Genomic DNA, 16,670 nt, shown 5'->3' on the forward strand with positions numbered 1-16,670 from the left:
CCCATGCGCGTTGCTCTGATCGGCGGGGTCACCCTGCTGTGTGCCGTGTTCGCGGGCTGTGGCGCCGATGTGGCTGGCGCGGCGGCCACCACGGCCACCCTGGAAGCCCAGGCCGCCAGCCAGGCCCAGGCTCAGGAGGCGAAGATCCAGAAGGACCTGAACGCCGCCATGCAGGCCGGCCAGCAGGCCACGGCCTCAGCCGTCGACCCCTGAGGCTGGCGCGGCCGGCAACCAGAGCCGGGCGCACAGCCCGCCCTGCGGGCCTGGCCGCAGCTCCAGCCGGCCCCCATGCAACTGGGCGATGCGCTCGACGATGGCCAGGCCCAGCCCGGTGCCGGGCGCACCGCTGCGCGCCGCTTCGCCCCGCACAAAGGGCTGGCGCAGGCGCTGGGCATCGGCTGCCGCAATGCCCGGCCCCCGGTCGCGCACCTCGATCCACACGCCCCCATCGGCCTGCCCGGTGTGCAGTGACACCGGCGCCCGCCCATGCCGCCAGGCGTTGCCCAGCAGATTGCTGAGCACGCGCCGCAGGGCCCGGGGCCGGCCCCGCACCGGCGGCACGGGTTGCAGGTCCAGCGTGACCGGGTGCTGCGGGTCGGCCAGGTCTCGGGCCACCTCCCGACCCAGTTCGTGCAGGCACAGCGGCTGATCCGGCTCGGCACCTTCGGGGCGGGCGAAATCCAGGAACTGGCCCACGGCCTCGTCGATCTGGTCGATGCCGCGCACCATGCCCTCGCGCAGCGCGGCCTCGGTGTCGCGGGGCAGCAGCTCCACGTACAGGCGCAGCTTGGTCAGGGGGGTGCGCAGGTCGTGCGAGATGCCGGCCAGCATCACGCCGCGTTCCTGCTCGGCGGCGGACAGGCTGCTGACCAACTGGTTGAAGCTGCGTCCCAGGGTGGCGATCTCCAGCGGCCCGTCCTCCGGCAGCGCGGGCGGCCGTTCATCGCGGGCCACCGCTTCGGCCGCGGCCACCACCCGCGCCAGCGGCCGGTGCAGTCGCCGTTGCAGCCACAGCGCGCTGGCCAGGGCCAGCAGCACGCCCACAGCGGCCATGGTCACCAGCGCGCCCGGCAGGCTGCGGTCGGGCACCACCTCGGGCAGCACGATCTGATAGAGCTGGCCCTCCAGCGGCAGGGTGATCAGCAGGCTGCCGGGGTGCTCGGGTTCGGGTTGCACGCGCATCTGTTGGCCCGCCAGGCGTTCGCTCAGGGCGGCGACGATCTCGTCGTCCAGACGCAGACGCAGCACCATCCAGGGCGCGCGGGGCGAGGCCGCCGGGGGGGGCGCGGCCAGGGCATTGCGGTTGAAGCGTGCCACAAAGGCCTGGCGTTGGGCCACCGGCAGCCCGGCCAGGCCGGCCTGCACTGCCTCAATCTGGCGCGCGGCCAGTTCGGCCAGGTGTTCCACCCGAGGCTGAAACACCAGCCGGCTCACCAGGCCCACGCCCAGCAGCTGGCCCAGGAGCAGCAGGCCCACCAGCAGCAGCGCATGGCGGCCCACCAGGGTGCGGGGCCAGTTCATCCGGGCCGCCGCTCGCCATCGGGGGTGAAGACATAGCCCACGCCCCAGACGGTCTGGATGAAGCGCGGCGCCGAGGGCTGCGTCTCGATGAGTTTGCGCAGCCGCATGATCTGCGAGTCGACCGCGCGATCGGTCACCTCGTGTTCGCGGCCGTGGGCCAGTTCGATCAGCCGGTCGCGCCCCAGGGGCCGCCGCGGGTTCAGCGCCAGGGCCTGCAGCAGCTGGAACTCGCCCGTCGTCAGCGCCACGGCCTGCCCGTCGCGGGTCAGGCTGCGGGCCTCCAGGTTCAGGGCGTAAGGGCCGAAGCGCAGCACCGTGTCCAGCGCCGGGCCCCGGTGGGCGCCCAGCACCTGCTGGCGGCGCACCAGGGCCTGGATGCGGGCCAGCAACTCGCGCGGGTGGAAGGGCTTGGCCAGGTAGTCGTCGGCCCCCATCTCCAGGCCCACCACCCGGTCCACCGGGTCGCCGCGGGCGGTCAGCATCAGGATGGGGATGGTCTCGCCCTGGTGGCGCAGGCGCCGGCACAGGCTCAGCCCGTCTTCGCCGGGCATCATCAGGTCCAGCACCAGCACGTCGAAGCGCTCACGCGCCAGCAAGGGCGCCACCGTTCCGGCATGGGGTTCGGTGCGCACCTGGCAGCCCTGGTCGCCGAGGTAGCGCTGCAGCAGGCTGCGCAGCTCCGCCTCGTCGTCCACCACCAGCACCTTGACCATCTCTGACATGCCGTGATGGTAGGGGCGTCTTCCGGCGCAGGCCGGCGCCAGATGTGGCAAACGATGGCAGAACTGTCACCTCCGCCACATCCTGCCACGAGCGCCCTGCCGGCTGCCATGGTTGCACCACAGAGCCTGTCCACCATGGCGTCATGGGCTGGTGGCCTCGGGTCGATGGGCGATCCGCAAGGCCACGGGCCAGCCCCATGCAAGGAGAGCGCTGATGTCCCGAACCTTCCACTCACTGATCCTGGGCCTGTTGTTGGCCGTGGGCACCGCTGGGGCGCAGGCCCAAGGGGATGCCCGCATGCAGCGTCTGCAGGAGGAACTGCAGCAGCGCTTTGCCAAGGCCGACGCCAACCACGATGGCCTGCTGAGCCGTGAAGAGGCCCAGGCCGGGATGCCCCGGGTCTACCAACAGTACGACGCGATCGACACCGGCCACAGCGGGGCCCTGCGCCTGGAGGACATCACCCGCTTCATCGCGCAGCAGCGCGCCGGTCGTTGAGCAGGGGTCTGTGTTGACGGCTGTTGGTGACGGCGGCGTGAAGCCGCCAGGGCGTGCCCGGTGGCGGATGGCTGGGGGACGGCTGGCCGCGGTGCTGTTCGCCGGGCTGCTGGTGGCTTGGGGAACCGAATGGTGGGCCCACCGGTCGGCGCCGGACCCCGTGTCCGGGGGACCGGGCCCGGTGGCGACGGTGCCGCCAGCCCGTGGGTCGGGCGAGTTGGTGGCCAGGGACCAGACCAGCCTGGTCAGCCGCAGTGCCCTGCGGGTGGTGGCCCTGGCCGTCGATGTGGGCGACCGGGTGGTCCGCGGGCAGATCCTGGTGCAGCTGGACGCTGATGAACTGCAGGCCGACGTGGCAGGGGCCCGCGCCGCCTGGGACAGCGCCCGCCAGGCCCGCGAGGCGGCGCTGCGGGCGCTGGAGCGGGCCCAGGTGCTGCGCCAGCAGGCGCAGGCCGATGGCGAGCGGGCGGACCAGCTCTCGGTGCTGTCGGCCGACGCGCTGGCGCCCACCGAGCTGGACGCGCGCCGGGCGGCGGCGCGCACCAGCGCACTCGATGTCCAGGCCGCCCAGGCGCAGTTGCAGGCCACCGAGGCCGCGCAGGTGCAGGCGCGGGCCGCCTGGGAGGCCACCCGGGCCCGCCTGGCGGAGGCCAGCTTGCGTGCGCCCTTCGCCGGGGTGGTGACCGCGCGCACCTGCAGCGTGGGGGATGTGGTCTCGCCGGGGCAGCCCTGCCTGACCGTGGTGGCCCTGGAGTCGCTGCGGGTGCAGGCCCGGTTCGACGAGTCGCTGTTGAGCCGCATGCGGCTGGGCGATGCGGCCCAGGTGTGGCTGAAGTCGCAACCGGACACCCCCGTGACGGCGCAGGTGGTGCGCCTGAACCGGGCGGTGGATGCCGACACCCGCGAGTTTTCGGTGGACCTGCGCCTGAGCACCCTGCCGCCCAACTGGGCGCTGGGGGAACGGGCCCTGGTGGTGCTGCCCCATGAGGCTGCGGTCCTGCCGCCGGGAGGCCGCTGATGCGCGCACCCTCATTGGCCATGAGCGGCCTCATCGCGGCGGTGATCTCGGCCCTGATCAGTCTGCTGGCCGGGTTGTGGTGGCAGAGCGTGCGGGTCGATCTGCGGGCGCGAGTGGATCAGATCGCGGGGCAGGCCTACCTGGCCGGGGTGATGACGGTGCATGCCACCTCGGCCCCGGCGTCGGGGGGCTGTCCTGCGCATTCTTGTCTCGACGCGGCGAAGCCGCCGCGGGCGCTGGTCAAGGAGGGGCCATGAACCTGGCCGTGAAGGACATCCGCGCCAACCTGGCGCGCTTTCTGCTGACCGGCCTGGGGGTGGGGCTGACCCTGCTGGCGGCCATGTCGATGACGGGCCTGTACCACGGCATCGTGGCCGATGCGCTGGCCATCATCGACGACTCGGGGGCCGACCTGTGGGTGATCCAGGCGGGCACCGAAGGCCCCTTCGCCGAGGGCTCCTCCATCGACCGCCGCACCCTGGCGCGCACGCTGGCGGTACCCGGCGTGCGCGCGGCGCGCCAGTTCACGCTGCAGTCGCGGCGCTTCGAGATCCGCGGCGCCACGGTGCGCGGCTCGCTGATCGGGCTGGACTACCCCGCCGACCGGGGCGACTGGATTCCGCTGCAGGCCGGGCGCTCCCTGGCGGCCGGCCGCGGCGAGGCCATCGCCGATGAATCCACTGGCCTGCGCCTGGGTGACGTGCTGGACCTGGATGGCACCCTCGTCACGGTGGTGGGCCTGGCGCGCCACTACCTGGACTCCAGCGGTAATCCGGTGGTGGCGCTGGGCATCAACGACGCGCTGGACGTGCAGACCCGCCGACCCCCGGATGCCGTGGCCATTGCCCGCGAGGCCGGGCGGCCGGTGCTGACGGGCCGCGGGGCCAATGTGGCGGCCATCATGGTGGACTTGGCGAGCCCGGCGGATGCCGCCGCGGTGCGTCGCACCATCGACCGCTGGGGCGACGTGGTGGTGATGAGTGCCGAAGAGCAGCGCACCGTGTTCCTCTACGGCCGGCTGGGCCGCCTGCGCGGGCAGATCCTGATGTTCACCGCGGTGCTGCTGCTGGTGAGCGCGGTGGTGATCGCGGTGACCATTTACACGATGACGCTGGAGAAGCGCCACGAGATCGCCCTGCTCAAGCTGATCGGCAGCCCCAACGGGCCCATCGTCTCGATGATCCTGCAGCAGGCCCTGGCCCTGGGCGTGCTGGGCTATGGCGTGGCGTTGCTGTTGGGGCCGCTGATCTGGCCCTGGTTCCCCCGTCGCCTGGTGCAGCCGCCGCAGGACTTCCTGATGTTCGCCGCCATCGTGCTGGCGCTGTGCGGGCTGGGTGCGCTGTTGGGCATCTGGAAGGCCCTGCAGGTCGAGGCGCGGGAGGTGCTGTCATGAGCACCATGCCCGTCACCGCGGTGCCGGCGCTGGAGCTGCGCGGGGTGAGCAAGGTCTACGGCCGGGGCGATACCGCGGTGGCGGCGTTGTCGCAGGTCAGCGTGCAACTGCAGACGGGCCAGATGGCCGGCCTGCTGGGGCCCAGCGGGGCGGGCAAGTCCACGCTGCTGATGATGGCCGGGCTGCTGGAGGAACCCACCGAGGGCGAGGTCTGGCTGCAGGGCCGCCTGGCCAGCGGGGCGCAGCGCGCCATCGGGGACCCCCGGGCCTTTCGCCGCGCCTGCATCGGCTTTGTCTTCCAAAAGCCCAACCTGGTGTCCTTCCTCACCGGCCTGGAGAACGTGCTGCTGGCGCTGGAGATCAACGGCCTGCGCGGTGCCCCCGCCGAGGCCCGCGCGATGGAGCTGCTGAGCTACCTGGACGTGGCCCACCGGCGCGACAACCTGCCCAGCCAGCTCTCCGGTGGCGAGCAGCAGCGCGTGGCCATCGCCCGCGCCCTGGCCAACCGCCCGCCGCTGCTGCTGGCCGACGAGCCCACCGCGGCCCTGGACAGCCAGCGCGGCCGGCAGGTGATGACCCTGTTCCACCGCGTGGCCCGCGACACCGGGGCCGCCGTGCTGGTGGTCACGCACGACCACCGCAGCCTGGACCTCTTCGACCGCATCCTGGACATGGACGACGGTCACTTGAAGGAGCGCTTGCTTGACTCTTCCCCTTCATCCTCCGCGACGGCCTGACGCCGTGCTCCGGGGCCTTCCCCGCAGGGCATGGGGGGCCGGCTGGGGGCTGGCCTCCCTGGTCTGCGGGGCCCTGGCTGGCTGTGCCCACGCGCCCGAGCCCCCCACGTTGGCCACGTTGACCGCCTTCACTGCGCCAGCGCAGTTCTTGCAGGCCGCCGTGCCTGTGAGCGCCTCCGCACCTGCAGCTTCGCCTGCATCGGCCACTGCCCCCGAGGCCCCGCCCTGGTGGCAGGCCCAGGGCGACCCGCTGCTGGACCGGCTGATGGCTCTGGCCCTGGCCCACAACGCGGACCTGGGGGCGGCCAAGGCCCGCATCGACGAGGCCCGGGCCGCCGCCGGCCTGGACGAGGCCGCGCGTCGCCTGCAGCTCAGCGCCGGACCCAGCGTGGGGCGCAGCCGCAGCTCCGAACACCTGGACCCAGCATGGCAGATCCGCAGCACCACGGGTGGCGTAGCACCCCCCGTGACGGTGGAGACCGAGCCGGCCAGCACGCGCCTGCGGCTGGGCCTGGATGCCTCCTACGAGGTGGACCTGTGGGGCCGGTTGAGCGAAACCGCCCGCGCCTCCGCCCATGAGGCCCAGGCCACGGTGCTGGACCTGGAAGCGGCCCGTCGGGCGCTGACCCTGTCGGTGGCCAGCACCTACGAAGCCCTGCGCGTGCACCAGGGCCAGCTGCTGTTGCGGGACGAGCTGGCGCAGCTGGCGCTGCAGCGCTGGCATCTGGCCCAGGCCAGCGCGCAGGCCGGCCTGGGCGATGCCGGCGAGGCCGATGCGCTGGAGGCGGCCCTGCGCGATGCCCAGCTGCAGGCCAGCCAGATCCGCCAGCAGTACGCCCAGGACTTCCATGCCCTGTCCGTGCTGTGCGGGGTGGCCGTGGACCAGCTGCCGGCCGTGAACGACACGCAGGGGACGCCGGTGCCGCTGCCGCCGCTGTCCGATGTGCCCTCGCGCGTGCTACAGCGCCGCCCCGACGTGCAGGCCGCTGAGCTGCGCCTGCAGGCGGCGCTGGACCGGTTGGGCGCGGCGCGGGCGGCCAACTTCCCGAGCCTGCTGCTGACCACCTCGCTGGGCCGCGAGTCCAGCGCCCTGTCCACGCTGCTGGACCCGGGCAGCCTGGTCTGGTCGCTGGGGCTGCAGATCAGCCAGTCGGTGTTGGACGGCGGGCGGCGGACGGCGCAGGCCGATGCGGCCCGGGCCCGGCTGGACGAGGCCGCCCAGGCCTACCAGGGCACGCTGCTGCAGGCCCTGCGGGAGGTGGAGGACGCCCTGGTGGCCGAACAGGCCGTGCAGGACCAGCTGCGCCAACAACAGGCCGCCGCCGAGGCGGCCCACCGCCAAGCCCTGCGCCAACTGCAGCGGGTGGACGTGGGCCTGGGCCGGCGCACCGACGCGCTGGCCGCCCAGCAGACCGCCTTGCAGCGCGAACTCACGCTGCTGGACCTGCGTCAGCAGCTCTTCCTGGCCCAGGCCACCTTGCGCAAGGTGATGGCCTGGCCGGCATGAGCCGCCTCACTTGGCCGCCATGCGGATGGCGCCGTCCAGGCGGATCACCTCGCCGTTGAGGTAGGTGTTGTCGATGATGTGGGCCACCAGGCGGGCGTACTCGTCGGGCTCGCCCATGCGCGCGGGGAAGGGCACCATCTTGCCCAGCGCGTCCTGCACCTCGGTGGGCATGCCCTTCATCATCGGCGTGCCCATGATGCCCGGGGCGATGGTCATCACGCGGATGCCGTGGCGCGCCAGCTCGCGGGCCACCGGCAGCGTCAGCGCCACCACGCCGCCCTTGGAGGCCGCATAGCCGGCCTGGCCGATCTGGCCATCGAAGGCCGCCACCGAGGCGGTGTTGACGATCACGCCGCGCTCGCCCTGGGCATCGGGCTGGCCCTTGGCCATCGCGTCGGCCGCCAGGCGCAGCATGTTGAAGGTGCCGATCAGGTTGATCTGCACCGTGCGGGCAAAGCTTTCCAGCTTATGCGGGCCCTCGCGGCCCAGCACCTTCTCGGCCGGGGCCACGCCGGCACAGTTGATCAGGCCGTTGAGCTGGCCGAAGGCCGACAGCGCGGTGTCCACCGCGGCCTGGGCGCTGGCGGGGTCGGACACATCGGCCTGCACGAAGCGGGTCGCCGGACCCAGGGCCTCGGCCTGGGCCTGGCCGGCGGCGGCGTTCATGTCCACCAGCACCACGCGGGCACCCTGGCCCACCAGGCGCTGCGCGGTGGCCGCGCCCAGGCCGGAGCCGGCGCCGGTGACGATGAACACGCCGTGTTCGATTTGCATCGCTTGTCTCCTGTTTTGTGATGGATGACGGCCCACACCGGACGGGGGCCGGGTGAGGAGCCGCGGGCTGCATGATCCCTGGCGGGCCAGCCTATCACGCCGTCGGGACAGGGTGCCCGCATAAGATGCACGGCTTGCCCATGGCCCCTTCCCGATCCACCGCCTCTGACCCGCAGGGCCCTCCGTTCCTGCCGATGAGCCTGCCTTTGCGCAGGCTGATGCCTTTGCTGGCGCTGTTGTTGACGGTGTCCTCGATTGCGGTGGCGGGGCGGGCCACCTGGGCCGAATGGGTGCGTCTGCAGGCGGCGGACCAGGCCAGCCAGGCTTTGCAGGATTTCCGCCTGGCCCTGGTGGCGGCCGAGATGGCCTCGCGCGAGCGGGGGCCCGCGAACGCGGTGATGGGCCAGGGGGCGGCTGCGGGGGCGGCGCTGCGCCAGCACCTGGCCCTGGCGCGCGGGCGCACCGACGAGGCCTTTGCCGCGTTGCAGGCCGCGCTGCTGGTGCGCACCGCAGACCCGCGCCATGCCGCGGCGCTGTCGCATTTCGGCCATGCCCAGCGGCAGTTGCAGGAAGGACGCGCCCGCGTGGATGGGGTGGCCAGGTTGCCCCAGCCGCAGGCCAATGCCGAGGTGATTCGGGCAGCGGTGGCCGCCATGGCCGCGGTGATCCCGGAGCTGATGCCGGCGGTGGAGGCCGCGGCCGATGGGCTGCAGCGGGCCGCCCCCGCCATCGGTGGCGAAGTCCAGGCGGCCAAGATGGCCGCCGACCTGCGGGAACAGGCCGGCCTGCTGGGCTCGCACCTGACGGCCGCGCTGGCCTTGCAGCGGCCGCTGACGCACGACGAACAGCTGACGTTGGCACGCACCCGGGGGCGCATCGACCAGCTGCGCGAGCAACTGGCCCTGCGCCAGGAGGGCCAGGTGGCCGACGAGCCGACGCTGCACAGCGCCTGGAGCCAGGTGCAGACGCGCTACTTCCAGACGGGGCTGGCCATGGTCGAGGCGGTGATCCGCCAGGGTGAGCAGCGGGGCGACTATGGCCTGCGGCCCGCCCGCTTCGCCGAGGTCTATGTGCCGCAGATGGACGCCATCGTCGTGCTGCGCGATCGGTTGCTGGGCGACATCTCCGCCAACGTGGCCGGTGAGGCGCAGGCGGCCCGTCAGGCCCTGGCACTGACCGCCGGGGTCACGGCGGTCAGCCTGCTGCTGCTGATCCTGATGGTGGCGACCCTGCAGCGCCGCCTGTTGCAGCCGCTGGGCGCCACCATCCGGGTGCTGCACGGCATGGCCCGTGGCGACTACACCCGCACGCTGCCCGAGGTGCGGCACCGCGACGAGATGGCCGAGGTGGTGCAGGCGGTGAAGACGCTGCGCCAGCATGCCTTGCTGCAGGAGGCGAGGGAGGAGGAGCGCAGCGCGCTGATCGCCCGGCTGAACTTGCGCTCCAACACCGATTTCCTGACGGGCTTGGCCAACCGCCGCTGCTTCGTCCACACGGCGCAGCAGGCCCTGGAGTCGGCCAGCCTGGCGGGCCGGCCGGTGGCGCTGGTGCTGCTGGACATCGACCATTTCAAGTCGGTCAACGACCGCTTCGGCCATGAAACCGGTGACCAGGCCCTGGTGCATGTGGCCCGCGGCATCCGCGCGGTCACCCGGCCCTCGGACCTGGCAGCCCGCCTGGGGGGCGAGGAGTTCGTCGTGCTGCTGGAGGGGGCCGACGGCGAGCAGGCCCGGCAGTTCGCCGAACGCCTGCGCGAACACCTGTGCACCCAGCGGCTGCCCCTGGCGGACGGTGTTGAACTGGCCGTGACGGCCAGCCTGGGGGTGGCCCTGCAGGACGGCGGCATCGGCGACCTGGATGGCCTGATGAAGGCGGCCGATGCGGCCATGTACCGGGCCAAGGCCGCCGGGCGCAACTGCGTGGTCGTGGGCTAGACGGCAGGGTGGCCGGGGGCGGGGACGGGCGACAATACCCGCTTCGTTCTGAACCGGTGTTCCCATGTTCCGTACCCTGCTCAAGTCCAAGATCCACCGCGCCGTTGTCACCCACTGCGAGCTGCATTACGAAGGGTCCTGCGGCATCCCCGAAGACCTCATGGAAGCCGCCAACCTGTGCGAGAACGAGCAGATCCACATCTGGAACGTGGACAACGGTGAGCGCATCGTCACCTACGTGATCAAGGCGCCGCGCGGCAGCGGCATCATTTCGCTCAACGGTTCGGCCGCGCGCCGGGCCGCCACCGGGGATCTGGTGATCATCGCGGCCTTTGCCCAGGTGCATGAGGACCAGGTGGCCGCCCACCAGCCCCGGCTGGTGTTCGTCGACGGGCAGAACCGCATCAAGGAGCTGCGCGCCGAGGCTCAGAACCCGCCACAGGTCTCGCCCTGGGCAGACCGAGGCTGAGCGACATGCGCAGCGTCGCGATGCCCTATCCGATCGGCACGCCGGGCACGCCCTGGGGCGAGGCCGAGACCGCCGCCTGGCGCGCCCGCCAGGCAGTGCGGCGCAGCTACCGCGACGAGGTGCTGACGCCGCTGCAGGCCGGGCTGCCGTCCGCGCTGGAGGTGTTCTCCTACGGCACGCTGGACTACGACCGCCTGGGCCTGGGGCGTTACCCGCTGCAGGCAGTACGCAGCCGCCACTGGCAGGCCGACCGCCCGGTGGTGCTGGTCACCGGCGGCGTGCATGGCTACGAGACCAGCGGCGTGCAAGGGGCGCTGCAATGGCTGCGGCAGGATGGCGCGCGCCACGCGGCGGCGGTCAACCTGCTGGTCCTGCCCTGCGTCAGCCCCTGGGGTTACGAAACCATCAACCGCTGGAACCCCGACGCACTGGACCCGAACCGCCAGTTCAAACCGGGCAGCCCGGCCGCCGAAGCCGCGCTGGCCATGGCCTGCGTGGCGGCCCAGGCGCCGCAGGTGGCCCTGCACATCGACCTGCACGAGACCACCGACACCGACAACAGCGAGTTCGGCCCGGCCAAGGCCGCACGCGACGGGCGCCCGGCCGAGGCGCTGCCGCCGATCCCGGACGGCTTCTATCTGGTGGGCGACACCGAGCGCCCCGAGCCCGCGTTCCAGCAGGCCCTGGTCGAGGCGGTGCGGCGCGTGACCCACATCGCCGCGCCCGACGCGCAGGGGCAGATCCTGGGCGAGCCGCAACTGGTGCCGGGGGTGATCCTTTACGCCAAGCGCACGCTGGGCCTGTGCGGCGCCATGACCACGGCCCGCTACGTGACCACCACCGAGGTCTACCCCGACAGCGCCACCGCCACGCCGGCCCAGTGCTGCGCGGCGCAGCAGGCTGCCGTCAACGCGGCGATCGACTTTCTGCAGCGGCAGGGCTGAGCGCGGCCGCCGTAAGCTTCGCTCCACGGGCTGCGCGGGTGCGCGGCGACAAGGATGAATGCGATGGATCTGGGACTGACGGGCAAACGGGCCCTGGTGTTGGCGGCGGGCAGCGGTCTGGGGCGGGCCATCGCCCTGGCCTTGGCCCGCGAAGGAGCCCAGGTGTGCGTGACCGGCCGGCGCCCGGAACCGGTGGAAGAAACCGTGGCCATGATCCGCGCCTTCGGCGGACAGGCGCTGCCCTTCCACTGGGACCTGGGCCGGGCCGAGGAATGGTCCGCCGGCGTGGAGGCCGTGCTGGCCCAGGTGGGCGGCATCGACATCCTGGTCAACAACACCGGCGGCCCCGCGCCCGGGCCGGCGCACGGCCAGGCCACCGAGGTCTGGCGCCAGACCTTTGAATCTCTGGTGCTGCCGGTGTTCGGCATCACCGACCGGCTGTTGCCCGGCATGCGCGAGCGCGGCTGGGGCCGCATCATCACCAGCACTTCGTCTGGCGTGATCGCCCCCATCCCCAACCTGGCGCTGTCCAACACAGCGCGGGCCTCGCTGCTGGGCTGGTCCAAGACGCTGGCACGCGAGGTGGCGGCGCAGGGCATCACGGTCAACGTGGTGGTGCCAGGGCGCATCGCCACCGCACGCACCCAGTTCCTGGATGCCGCCAAGGCCCAGCGCGACGGGCGGGATGCGACCGCCGTGCAGGCCGAGAGCGCCGCCACCATCCCGATGCAGCGCTACGGTCGGCCGGAGGAATACGCGGATGCGGTGGCCTTCCTCGCCAGCGAGCGGGCCTCCTACATCACCGGCACCACACTGCGCATCGACGGTGGGCTGATCCCCTCGCTCTGAGCCGGGGGGCGAACCCCAAACTGGGGCACTCCACCGGGGCAGCCCCTGGGGTTGCCAAAAATTGTCAGCGGCGTCGCGGTGCGGGACGTGATGGGGCGACATTTTTCGGCCCATCGGTTTGGGCTGGGCATTCCTTTCCATGGAACCCCACACAGAAAGTCCCCGTAGTTGGCGGGCAATTTGCAAATGGTTGCAATGGATTCCGATGGATCCAGGTCTTGGCACACAGGTTGCACTCCAGCGGCTTTGTGTCCATTCGGTTTCCGGCGACCTCTGCCCGGTAGGGGAGATTGGGGCGGATGCGCAATGGGCTGAATGGTCATGCCCATTGGGTCAAACCGGATGGGGCCTCTGGAATGGATCGGGAAAATCATGCAGTACGGAAAAGCAGGGCAGAATGCCGCCCCCACGCGGTCCCATCGCGTCGGCACCATTGGTTCTCTGCTGGCGGTGGCGCAGCTGCTGGCGGCCTGCGGCGGCGGTGGTGCTTCCACAGATCCGGCGCCCGTGACCCCCGCGCCGGCACCTGCACCGGCCCCCGCGCAGGATCCCGTTCTTGAGCTGCCCCCTGCAGCGCCTGCACCCTCGCTGCCCAGCACACCCGACTCGCAGCGCTTGCCGTCCCCACCTGCCCAGTTGCAGCTGCCCGTGGGCGTCGACACCAGCCAGCCGGGCGTGGCCGTGCGGCCACTGGCTGCGACCTCGTCGGCCACCGCCAACGCCACCAACACGGCGTCGAAGGCGGTTGATGGTGACGGCGCGACCCGCTGGGAAAGTGCCTACACCGACGATGCCTGGATCCAATTCGACTTCGGTGCCAAGACACAGCTCGGCGCCATGAAGCTGGTCTGGGAAAACGCATACGGCAAGGAGTATGTGATCGAGGTTTCCGACGACGGTGCGACCTGGTATCAGCTGCGCTATGTCATCGGCGGGCAGGGCGGCACGCAGGAGTTTTTCAATCTCAATGCCAATGTCCGTTATGTGCGTCTGCAGGGCGTGGCCCGCGGCACCCAATATGGGTATTCGCTGTTCGAGGTGAGCTTCGCCTCTCCGGGCAGCGACAACTCGATCGGCCGGGCGGTCACCTCGGCCGCGCCATTTCCACCCAACGGCGGCGCACTGGCGTCGCCCGCCCCTGCGCCCGCGCTGGAAACCACCCAGTTCCAGTTGGCCGATGGCACGCTGGTGACCCGCTTCGGCTTCGTGGGCCGCTCGCGCCATGGGCGCGAACGCGGCGAAGACTGGAACGAGATCGGCTTCGGCCCCAACGACACCGTGGACAGCGCGGGCCGCCCCCAGGACAAGGGACCTGGCGCCTACCTCAACTTCGTCGCCAACTACTTCAAGAACCGCACCTGGGGCGTGGAGATCATCGACAACAGCCAGGTGGCTGGCGTCACGGCACCCCGCCTGATCGTCAACCAGTACTACCAGCAGGCGCAAAGAGGGGGCGGGCAGTCCTTCGTCCGCCGCTTCGACGATCCGCACGTCACCGGCTACGGCTGGATGAGCCCGGGCACCTTGCTGGACAACAGCACCTACACGGCGGGCTTCAACGACATCGCGGCCTGCCCCGTGGTGCCCAAGCCGCCCGACGGTGCCCTGCTCAAGCCCAGCAGCGGCTACAACGGCATCGTGGGGGCCAACGATGGCTGCAGCGTCGTGTTCGACACCTACCCGGGGCATGCGGACCTGTCGCCTAACGGCGATGGCGTGATGGTGCCCAACGGCAGCACCGTGCCGGCGCGTTCGCTGCGCCAGGGCGATGTCATCGAGTTCACCGGCTCCTTCTTCTCCACCCGCGCCGCCATGGACGCCATCGGCGACAGCGGCGCCTTCCGCTACTACACCAACGAGCTGACCTACGTCGTCGGCGCGGGCCTGCGGCCCTCGTATGGCGTGCAGCCTCGGCTGATGAACGCGCCCCTGCCGCCCGAGACCCTGCAGGGCGGCCTGGGCTCGGTGTCCTACGACTACGCCGACAACGCCACCTTCATGTTCCAGCAGCCGTACAACAACATCGGCATGCAGAACATGCAGCGCTTCGTCGAAGGCCGCCGCTGGGTTCACACCAACATGTGGACAGGCGACCACAACGAACCTGGCAACGACCGCAACGAGGCCGCCGTCCGGCTGCAGGGGCCACGCTTCAACCAGTCCTCCTGCTTCGGCTGCCACATCAACAATGGGCGCAGCGCGGCCCCCAGCGTCGTCAACCAGCTGCTGGACACCATGGCCGTGCGCACTGCCATGGTCGGCACCGATGGCCAGCAGCGGCCCGACCCGGTCTACGGCCTGGCCGTGCAGATGCACGCCCGCTCGGCCACCACCGGCGCGCTGCAGGACTGGGGCACCGGCGTGCGCGTGGCCGGCTTCGACACCCGGACCGTCACGCTGGCCGATGGCACCGTGGTCGAGCTTTCCAAGCCACGGATCGCCTTCGACGGCGTGACGCCCGAGGTGTATTCGCTGCGCAGCGCGCAGCCGATGATCGGCATGGGCCTGCTCGAGGCCGTGCCCGATGCCGACATCCTGGCCCGGGTCCGCAGCACGCCGGATGCCGACGGCGTGATGGGCCGCGCCAACTTCGCCTACGACCCCGAAACCGGCGCGGTGCGCCTGGGCCGCTATGGCTGGAAGGCCGCCAAGGTGAGCCTGCGCCACCAGGCGGCCAACGCCCTGCTGCTGGACATGTCGGTCACCTCGCCCGTCTACCCCAGCCGGTCCTGCCTGACCGATGCCGCCAACTGCCACAGCGGCCCGGCCGCCAACGGCATCCCGGAGGACGCGCTGACCCTGGTCACCCGCTACCTGGGGCTGCTGGGCGTGCCGGCCCAGCGCAGCCTGAGCAGCGGCTTCCCCAAAGGGGTGACGCCGCTGCCCTATCTGCAGGTGGACCCGGCCCAGGTGACCCGGGGCGGCCAGCTGTTCGCCCAGGCGCGCTGCACGGCCTGTCACATCAGCGAGATGAAGACCGGCCTGGGCACCGAGCTGACCGAAGCCCGCAACCAGACCATCAAGCCCTACACCGACCTGCTGCTGCACGACATGGGCGGCGACCTGGCCGACGGCCTGGTGGAAGGGCAGGCCAGCGGCAACATGTGGCGCACCTCGGCCCTGTGGGGCATCGGCTACAGCCAGCGCGTGGCCGGCAGCACCCCCATCGGCTACCTGCACGACGGCCGTGCCCGCAACCTGACCGAGGCCATCGTCTGGCACGGGGGCGAAGCGGCCGCCAGCCGGCAGCGCTTCGTGGGCTTCTCCAAGGCGGACCGCGACGCTTTGCTGGCTTTCCTCAACTCCCTGTGAAGCCGATGACCCCCATCACCCGTCCCGCGCCGGCCCCTGGCCAGGCGCAGCGCCGCCAGTTCGTCACCCTGCTGGCCGCGGGGGCCGTCGGTGCCACCACGGCCGCCTTGACCGCCTGCGGTGGCGGCGGCTCAACACCGTCGCCATCGCCTTCACCCTCGCCGACTCCCACGCCGCCCGCGCCCCCGCCCGCCGGGCCCGCCCGCAGCGCCAAGCGTGGCATCGCCTATGACCTGAGCGCCGGAGACGACTACGCGGCGCTGGCGCCCGGCGTGGGCTGGTGGTACGACTGGGGCCTGCAGCCCAGCGGGGGCGACAGCGCCACCCTGCGCGGCCGCTACGGCATGGATTTCGTGCCCATGCTGTGGAACGGGGCGTTCGACGATGCGCAGGTGCTGCAGGTCCTGCGCGACGACCCCGGCATCCGCCAGCTGCTGGTGCTCAACGAGCCCAACCTGACGGACCAGGCCAACCTCACGCCCGATCAGGCGGCCGCGCTGTGGCCGCGCTTCGAGGCCCTGGCCCAGGCGACCGGCGTGCAACTCATCGGGCCGCAGATCACCTGGGGCACGCTGGCCGGTTATGCCGATCCGGTCGTCTGGCTGGATGCCTTCTACGCCGCCTACCGCGGCGCCAACGCCGGACGCGACCCCCACATCGACGCCCTGGGCTTCCACTGGTACGACCACGGCCTGGCCGACCAGCTGGACCGCCTGGCCAAGTACGGCAAGCCCTTCTGGGTGACCGAGATGGCCAACTGGCACAGCGGCGACGGCGACGCACAGATCGATTCCAGCGCCAAGCAGCAGGCGCAGATGAGCGACATGGTGGCCACCTGCGAGGCCCGCGCCGACGTGCTGCGCTACGCCTGGTTCACCGGCCGGTGGAGCCCGGACCCGCACTTCACCAGCCTGCTGGCCGGCGCAGGCGTGCCGACCGAGCTGGGCCAGCACTACCTGTCGCTGCCGTTCACGGCCGCCTGAGCGGCGGC

The 16,670-nt window shown here is 71.7% G+C and carries 16 protein-coding genes; 13 read left to right on the forward strand and 3 right to left on the reverse strand.

Annotated elements, in window-relative coordinates:
• Window positions 1-3: 3 nt before the first annotated feature.
• On the forward strand, window positions 4-213 hold the full coding sequence (locus KGA65_RS04925) for a hypothetical protein (protein ID WP_225862018.1): 210 nt from the start codon (window positions 4-6) through the stop codon (window positions 211-213).
• Here KGA65_RS04925 and KGA65_RS04930 read toward each other — a convergent pair.
• Together KGA65_RS04930 and ompR are read right to left on the reverse strand one after the other, a co-directional pair.
• Window positions 196-1,521 (reverse strand): ATP-binding protein, encoded by a 1,326-nt coding sequence (locus KGA65_RS04930; protein ID WP_225862019.1) that lies wholly within the window; start codon window positions 1,519-1,521, stop codon window positions 196-198. The two genes, KGA65_RS04925 and KGA65_RS04930, sit on opposite strands and share 18 nt — an antisense overlap.
• Window positions 1,518-2,243 (reverse strand): osmolarity response regulator transcription factor OmpR, encoded by a 726-nt coding sequence (gene ompR, locus KGA65_RS04935; protein ID WP_225862020.1) that lies wholly within the window; start codon window positions 2,241-2,243, stop codon window positions 1,518-1,520. The genes KGA65_RS04930 and ompR overlap by 4 nt, the downstream gene beginning before the upstream one ends.
• A gap of 214 nt (window positions 2,244-2,457) precedes the next feature.
• Here ompR and KGA65_RS04940 point away from each other — a divergent pair, with 214 nt between their 5' ends.
• The 6 genes from KGA65_RS04940 to KGA65_RS04965 all read left to right on the forward strand — a co-directional run bounded on the left by KGA65_RS04940 (window position 2,458) and on the right by KGA65_RS04965 (window position 7,397).
• Window positions 2,458-2,742: an EF-hand domain-containing protein gene (locus tag KGA65_RS04940; RefSeq protein WP_225862021.1), complete on the forward strand. Its 285-nt coding sequence runs from the start codon at window positions 2,458-2,460 to the stop codon at window positions 2,740-2,742.
• Between the two features lie 67 nt (window positions 2,743-2,809).
• Window positions 2,810-3,760 (forward strand): efflux RND transporter periplasmic adaptor subunit, encoded by a 951-nt coding sequence (locus tag KGA65_RS04945; protein WP_225862022.1) that lies wholly within the window; start codon window positions 2,810-2,812, stop codon window positions 3,758-3,760.
• A 20-nt stretch (window positions 3,761-3,780) separates the two neighbouring features.
• A complete protein-coding gene (locus KGA65_RS04950; protein ID WP_225862023.1) occupies window positions 3,781-4,017 on the forward strand; it encodes a hypothetical protein in 237 nt (78 codons plus the stop codon).
• Window positions 4,014-5,153, forward strand: coding sequence for an ABC transporter permease (locus KGA65_RS04955; protein WP_225862024.1), 1,140 nt, complete (start codon window positions 4,014-4,016; stop codon window positions 5,151-5,153). Before KGA65_RS04950 ends, KGA65_RS04955 begins: the two co-directional genes overlap by 4 nt.
• Complete coding sequence (locus tag KGA65_RS04960; RefSeq protein WP_225862025.1) at window positions 5,150-5,890, forward strand: ABC transporter ATP-binding protein; 741 nt, start codon at window positions 5,150-5,152, stop codon at window positions 5,888-5,890. Before KGA65_RS04955 ends, KGA65_RS04960 begins: the two co-directional genes overlap by 4 nt.
• A 4-nt stretch (window positions 5,891-5,894) precedes the next feature.
• Window positions 5,895-7,397, forward strand: coding sequence for an efflux transporter outer membrane subunit (locus tag KGA65_RS04965; RefSeq protein ID WP_225862026.1), 1,503 nt, complete (start codon window positions 5,895-5,897; stop codon window positions 7,395-7,397).
• A 6-nt stretch (window positions 7,398-7,403) separates the two neighbouring features.
• Here KGA65_RS04965 and KGA65_RS04970 read toward each other — a convergent pair whose 3' ends face one another.
• Window positions 7,404-8,171: a 3-hydroxyacyl-CoA dehydrogenase gene (locus KGA65_RS04970; protein ID WP_225862027.1), complete on the reverse strand. Its 768-nt coding sequence runs from the start codon at window positions 8,169-8,171 to the stop codon at window positions 7,404-7,406.
• Between the two features lie 194 nt (window positions 8,172-8,365).
• Between KGA65_RS04970 and KGA65_RS04975 the strand changes: the two genes are divergently transcribed.
• The 6 genes from KGA65_RS04975 (at window position 8,366) to KGA65_RS05000 (ending at window position 16,662) form a co-directional block, all read left to right on the forward strand.
• Window positions 8,366-10,105, forward strand: coding sequence for a GGDEF domain-containing protein (locus tag KGA65_RS04975; RefSeq protein ID WP_225862028.1), 1,740 nt, complete (start codon window positions 8,366-8,368; stop codon window positions 10,103-10,105).
• A 64-nt stretch (window positions 10,106-10,169) separates the two neighbouring features.
• The gene (gene panD / locus KGA65_RS04980) at window positions 10,170-10,574 is read left to right on the forward strand and encodes an aspartate 1-decarboxylase (protein ID WP_225862029.1); all 405 of its coding nucleotides are present in this window, start codon (window positions 10,170-10,172) and stop codon (window positions 10,572-10,574) included.
• Between the two features lie 5 nt (window positions 10,575-10,579).
• Complete coding sequence (locus KGA65_RS04985) at window positions 10,580-11,518, forward strand: M14 family metallopeptidase (protein ID WP_225862030.1); 939 nt, start codon at window positions 10,580-10,582, stop codon at window positions 11,516-11,518.
• A 63-nt stretch (window positions 11,519-11,581) separates the two neighbouring features.
• Window positions 11,582-12,367 carry an SDR family oxidoreductase gene (locus tag KGA65_RS04990; RefSeq protein ID WP_225862031.1) on the forward strand — a complete coding sequence of 262 codons (786 nt, stop codon included), beginning with the start codon at window positions 11,582-11,584 and terminating at the stop codon, window positions 12,365-12,367.
• A 615-nt stretch (window positions 12,368-12,982) separates the two neighbouring features.
• Window positions 12,983-15,679: a di-heme oxidoredictase family protein gene (locus KGA65_RS04995; protein ID WP_225862032.1), complete on the forward strand. Its 2,697-nt coding sequence runs from the start codon at window positions 12,983-12,985 to the stop codon at window positions 15,677-15,679.
• 5 nt (window positions 15,680-15,684) lie between these two features.
• Window positions 15,685-16,662, forward strand: coding sequence for a glycosyl hydrolase (locus KGA65_RS05000; RefSeq protein ID WP_225862033.1), 978 nt, complete (start codon window positions 15,685-15,687; stop codon window positions 16,660-16,662).
• Window positions 16,663-16,670 lie beyond the last annotated feature (8 nt).

Origin of the sequence: Ideonella benzenivorans, assembly GCF_020387415.1 — a bacterium.
Lineage (GTDB): Bacteria > Pseudomonadota > Gammaproteobacteria > Burkholderiales > Burkholderiaceae_C > Ideonella > Ideonella benzenivorans.

Coding starts and splice junctions, on each gene's coding strand:
- KGA65_RS04940 (WP_225862021.1), top strand. CDS start 2,458: ATGTCCCGAACCTTCCACTCACTGATCCTGGGCCTGTTGTTGGCCGTG.
- ompR (WP_225862020.1), bottom strand. CDS start 2,243: ATGTCAGAGATGGTCAAGGTGCTGGTGGTGGACGACGAGGCGGAGCTG.
- KGA65_RS04955 (WP_225862024.1), top strand. CDS start 4,014: ATGAACCTGGCCGTGAAGGACATCCGCGCCAACCTGGCGCGCTTTCTG.
- KGA65_RS04970 (WP_225862027.1), bottom strand. CDS start 8,171: ATGCAAATCGAACACGGCGTGTTCATCGTCACCGGCGCCGGCTCCGGC.
- KGA65_RS04975 (WP_225862028.1), top strand. CDS start 8,366: ATGAGCCTGCCTTTGCGCAGGCTGATGCCTTTGCTGGCGCTGTTGTTG.
- KGA65_RS04960 (WP_225862025.1), top strand. CDS start 5,150: ATGAGCACCATGCCCGTCACCGCGGTGCCGGCGCTGGAGCTGCGCGGG.
- panD (WP_225862029.1), top strand. CDS start 10,170: ATGTTCCGTACCCTGCTCAAGTCCAAGATCCACCGCGCCGTTGTCACC.
- KGA65_RS04945 (WP_225862022.1), top strand. CDS start 2,810: ATGGCTGGGGGACGGCTGGCCGCGGTGCTGTTCGCCGGGCTGCTGGTG.
- KGA65_RS04950 (WP_225862023.1), top strand. CDS start 3,781: ATGAGCGGCCTCATCGCGGCGGTGATCTCGGCCCTGATCAGTCTGCTG.
- KGA65_RS05000 (WP_225862033.1), top strand. CDS start 15,685: ATGACCCCCATCACCCGTCCCGCGCCGGCCCCTGGCCAGGCGCAGCGC.
- KGA65_RS04925 (WP_225862018.1), top strand. CDS start 4: ATGCGCGTTGCTCTGATCGGCGGGGTCACCCTGCTGTGTGCCGTGTTC.
- KGA65_RS04985 (WP_225862030.1), top strand. CDS start 10,580: ATGCGCAGCGTCGCGATGCCCTATCCGATCGGCACGCCGGGCACGCCC.
- KGA65_RS04930 (WP_225862019.1), bottom strand. CDS start 1,521: ATGAACTGGCCCCGCACCCTGGTGGGCCGCCATGCGCTGCTGCTGGTG.
- KGA65_RS04990 (WP_225862031.1), top strand. CDS start 11,582: ATGGATCTGGGACTGACGGGCAAACGGGCCCTGGTGTTGGCGGCGGGC.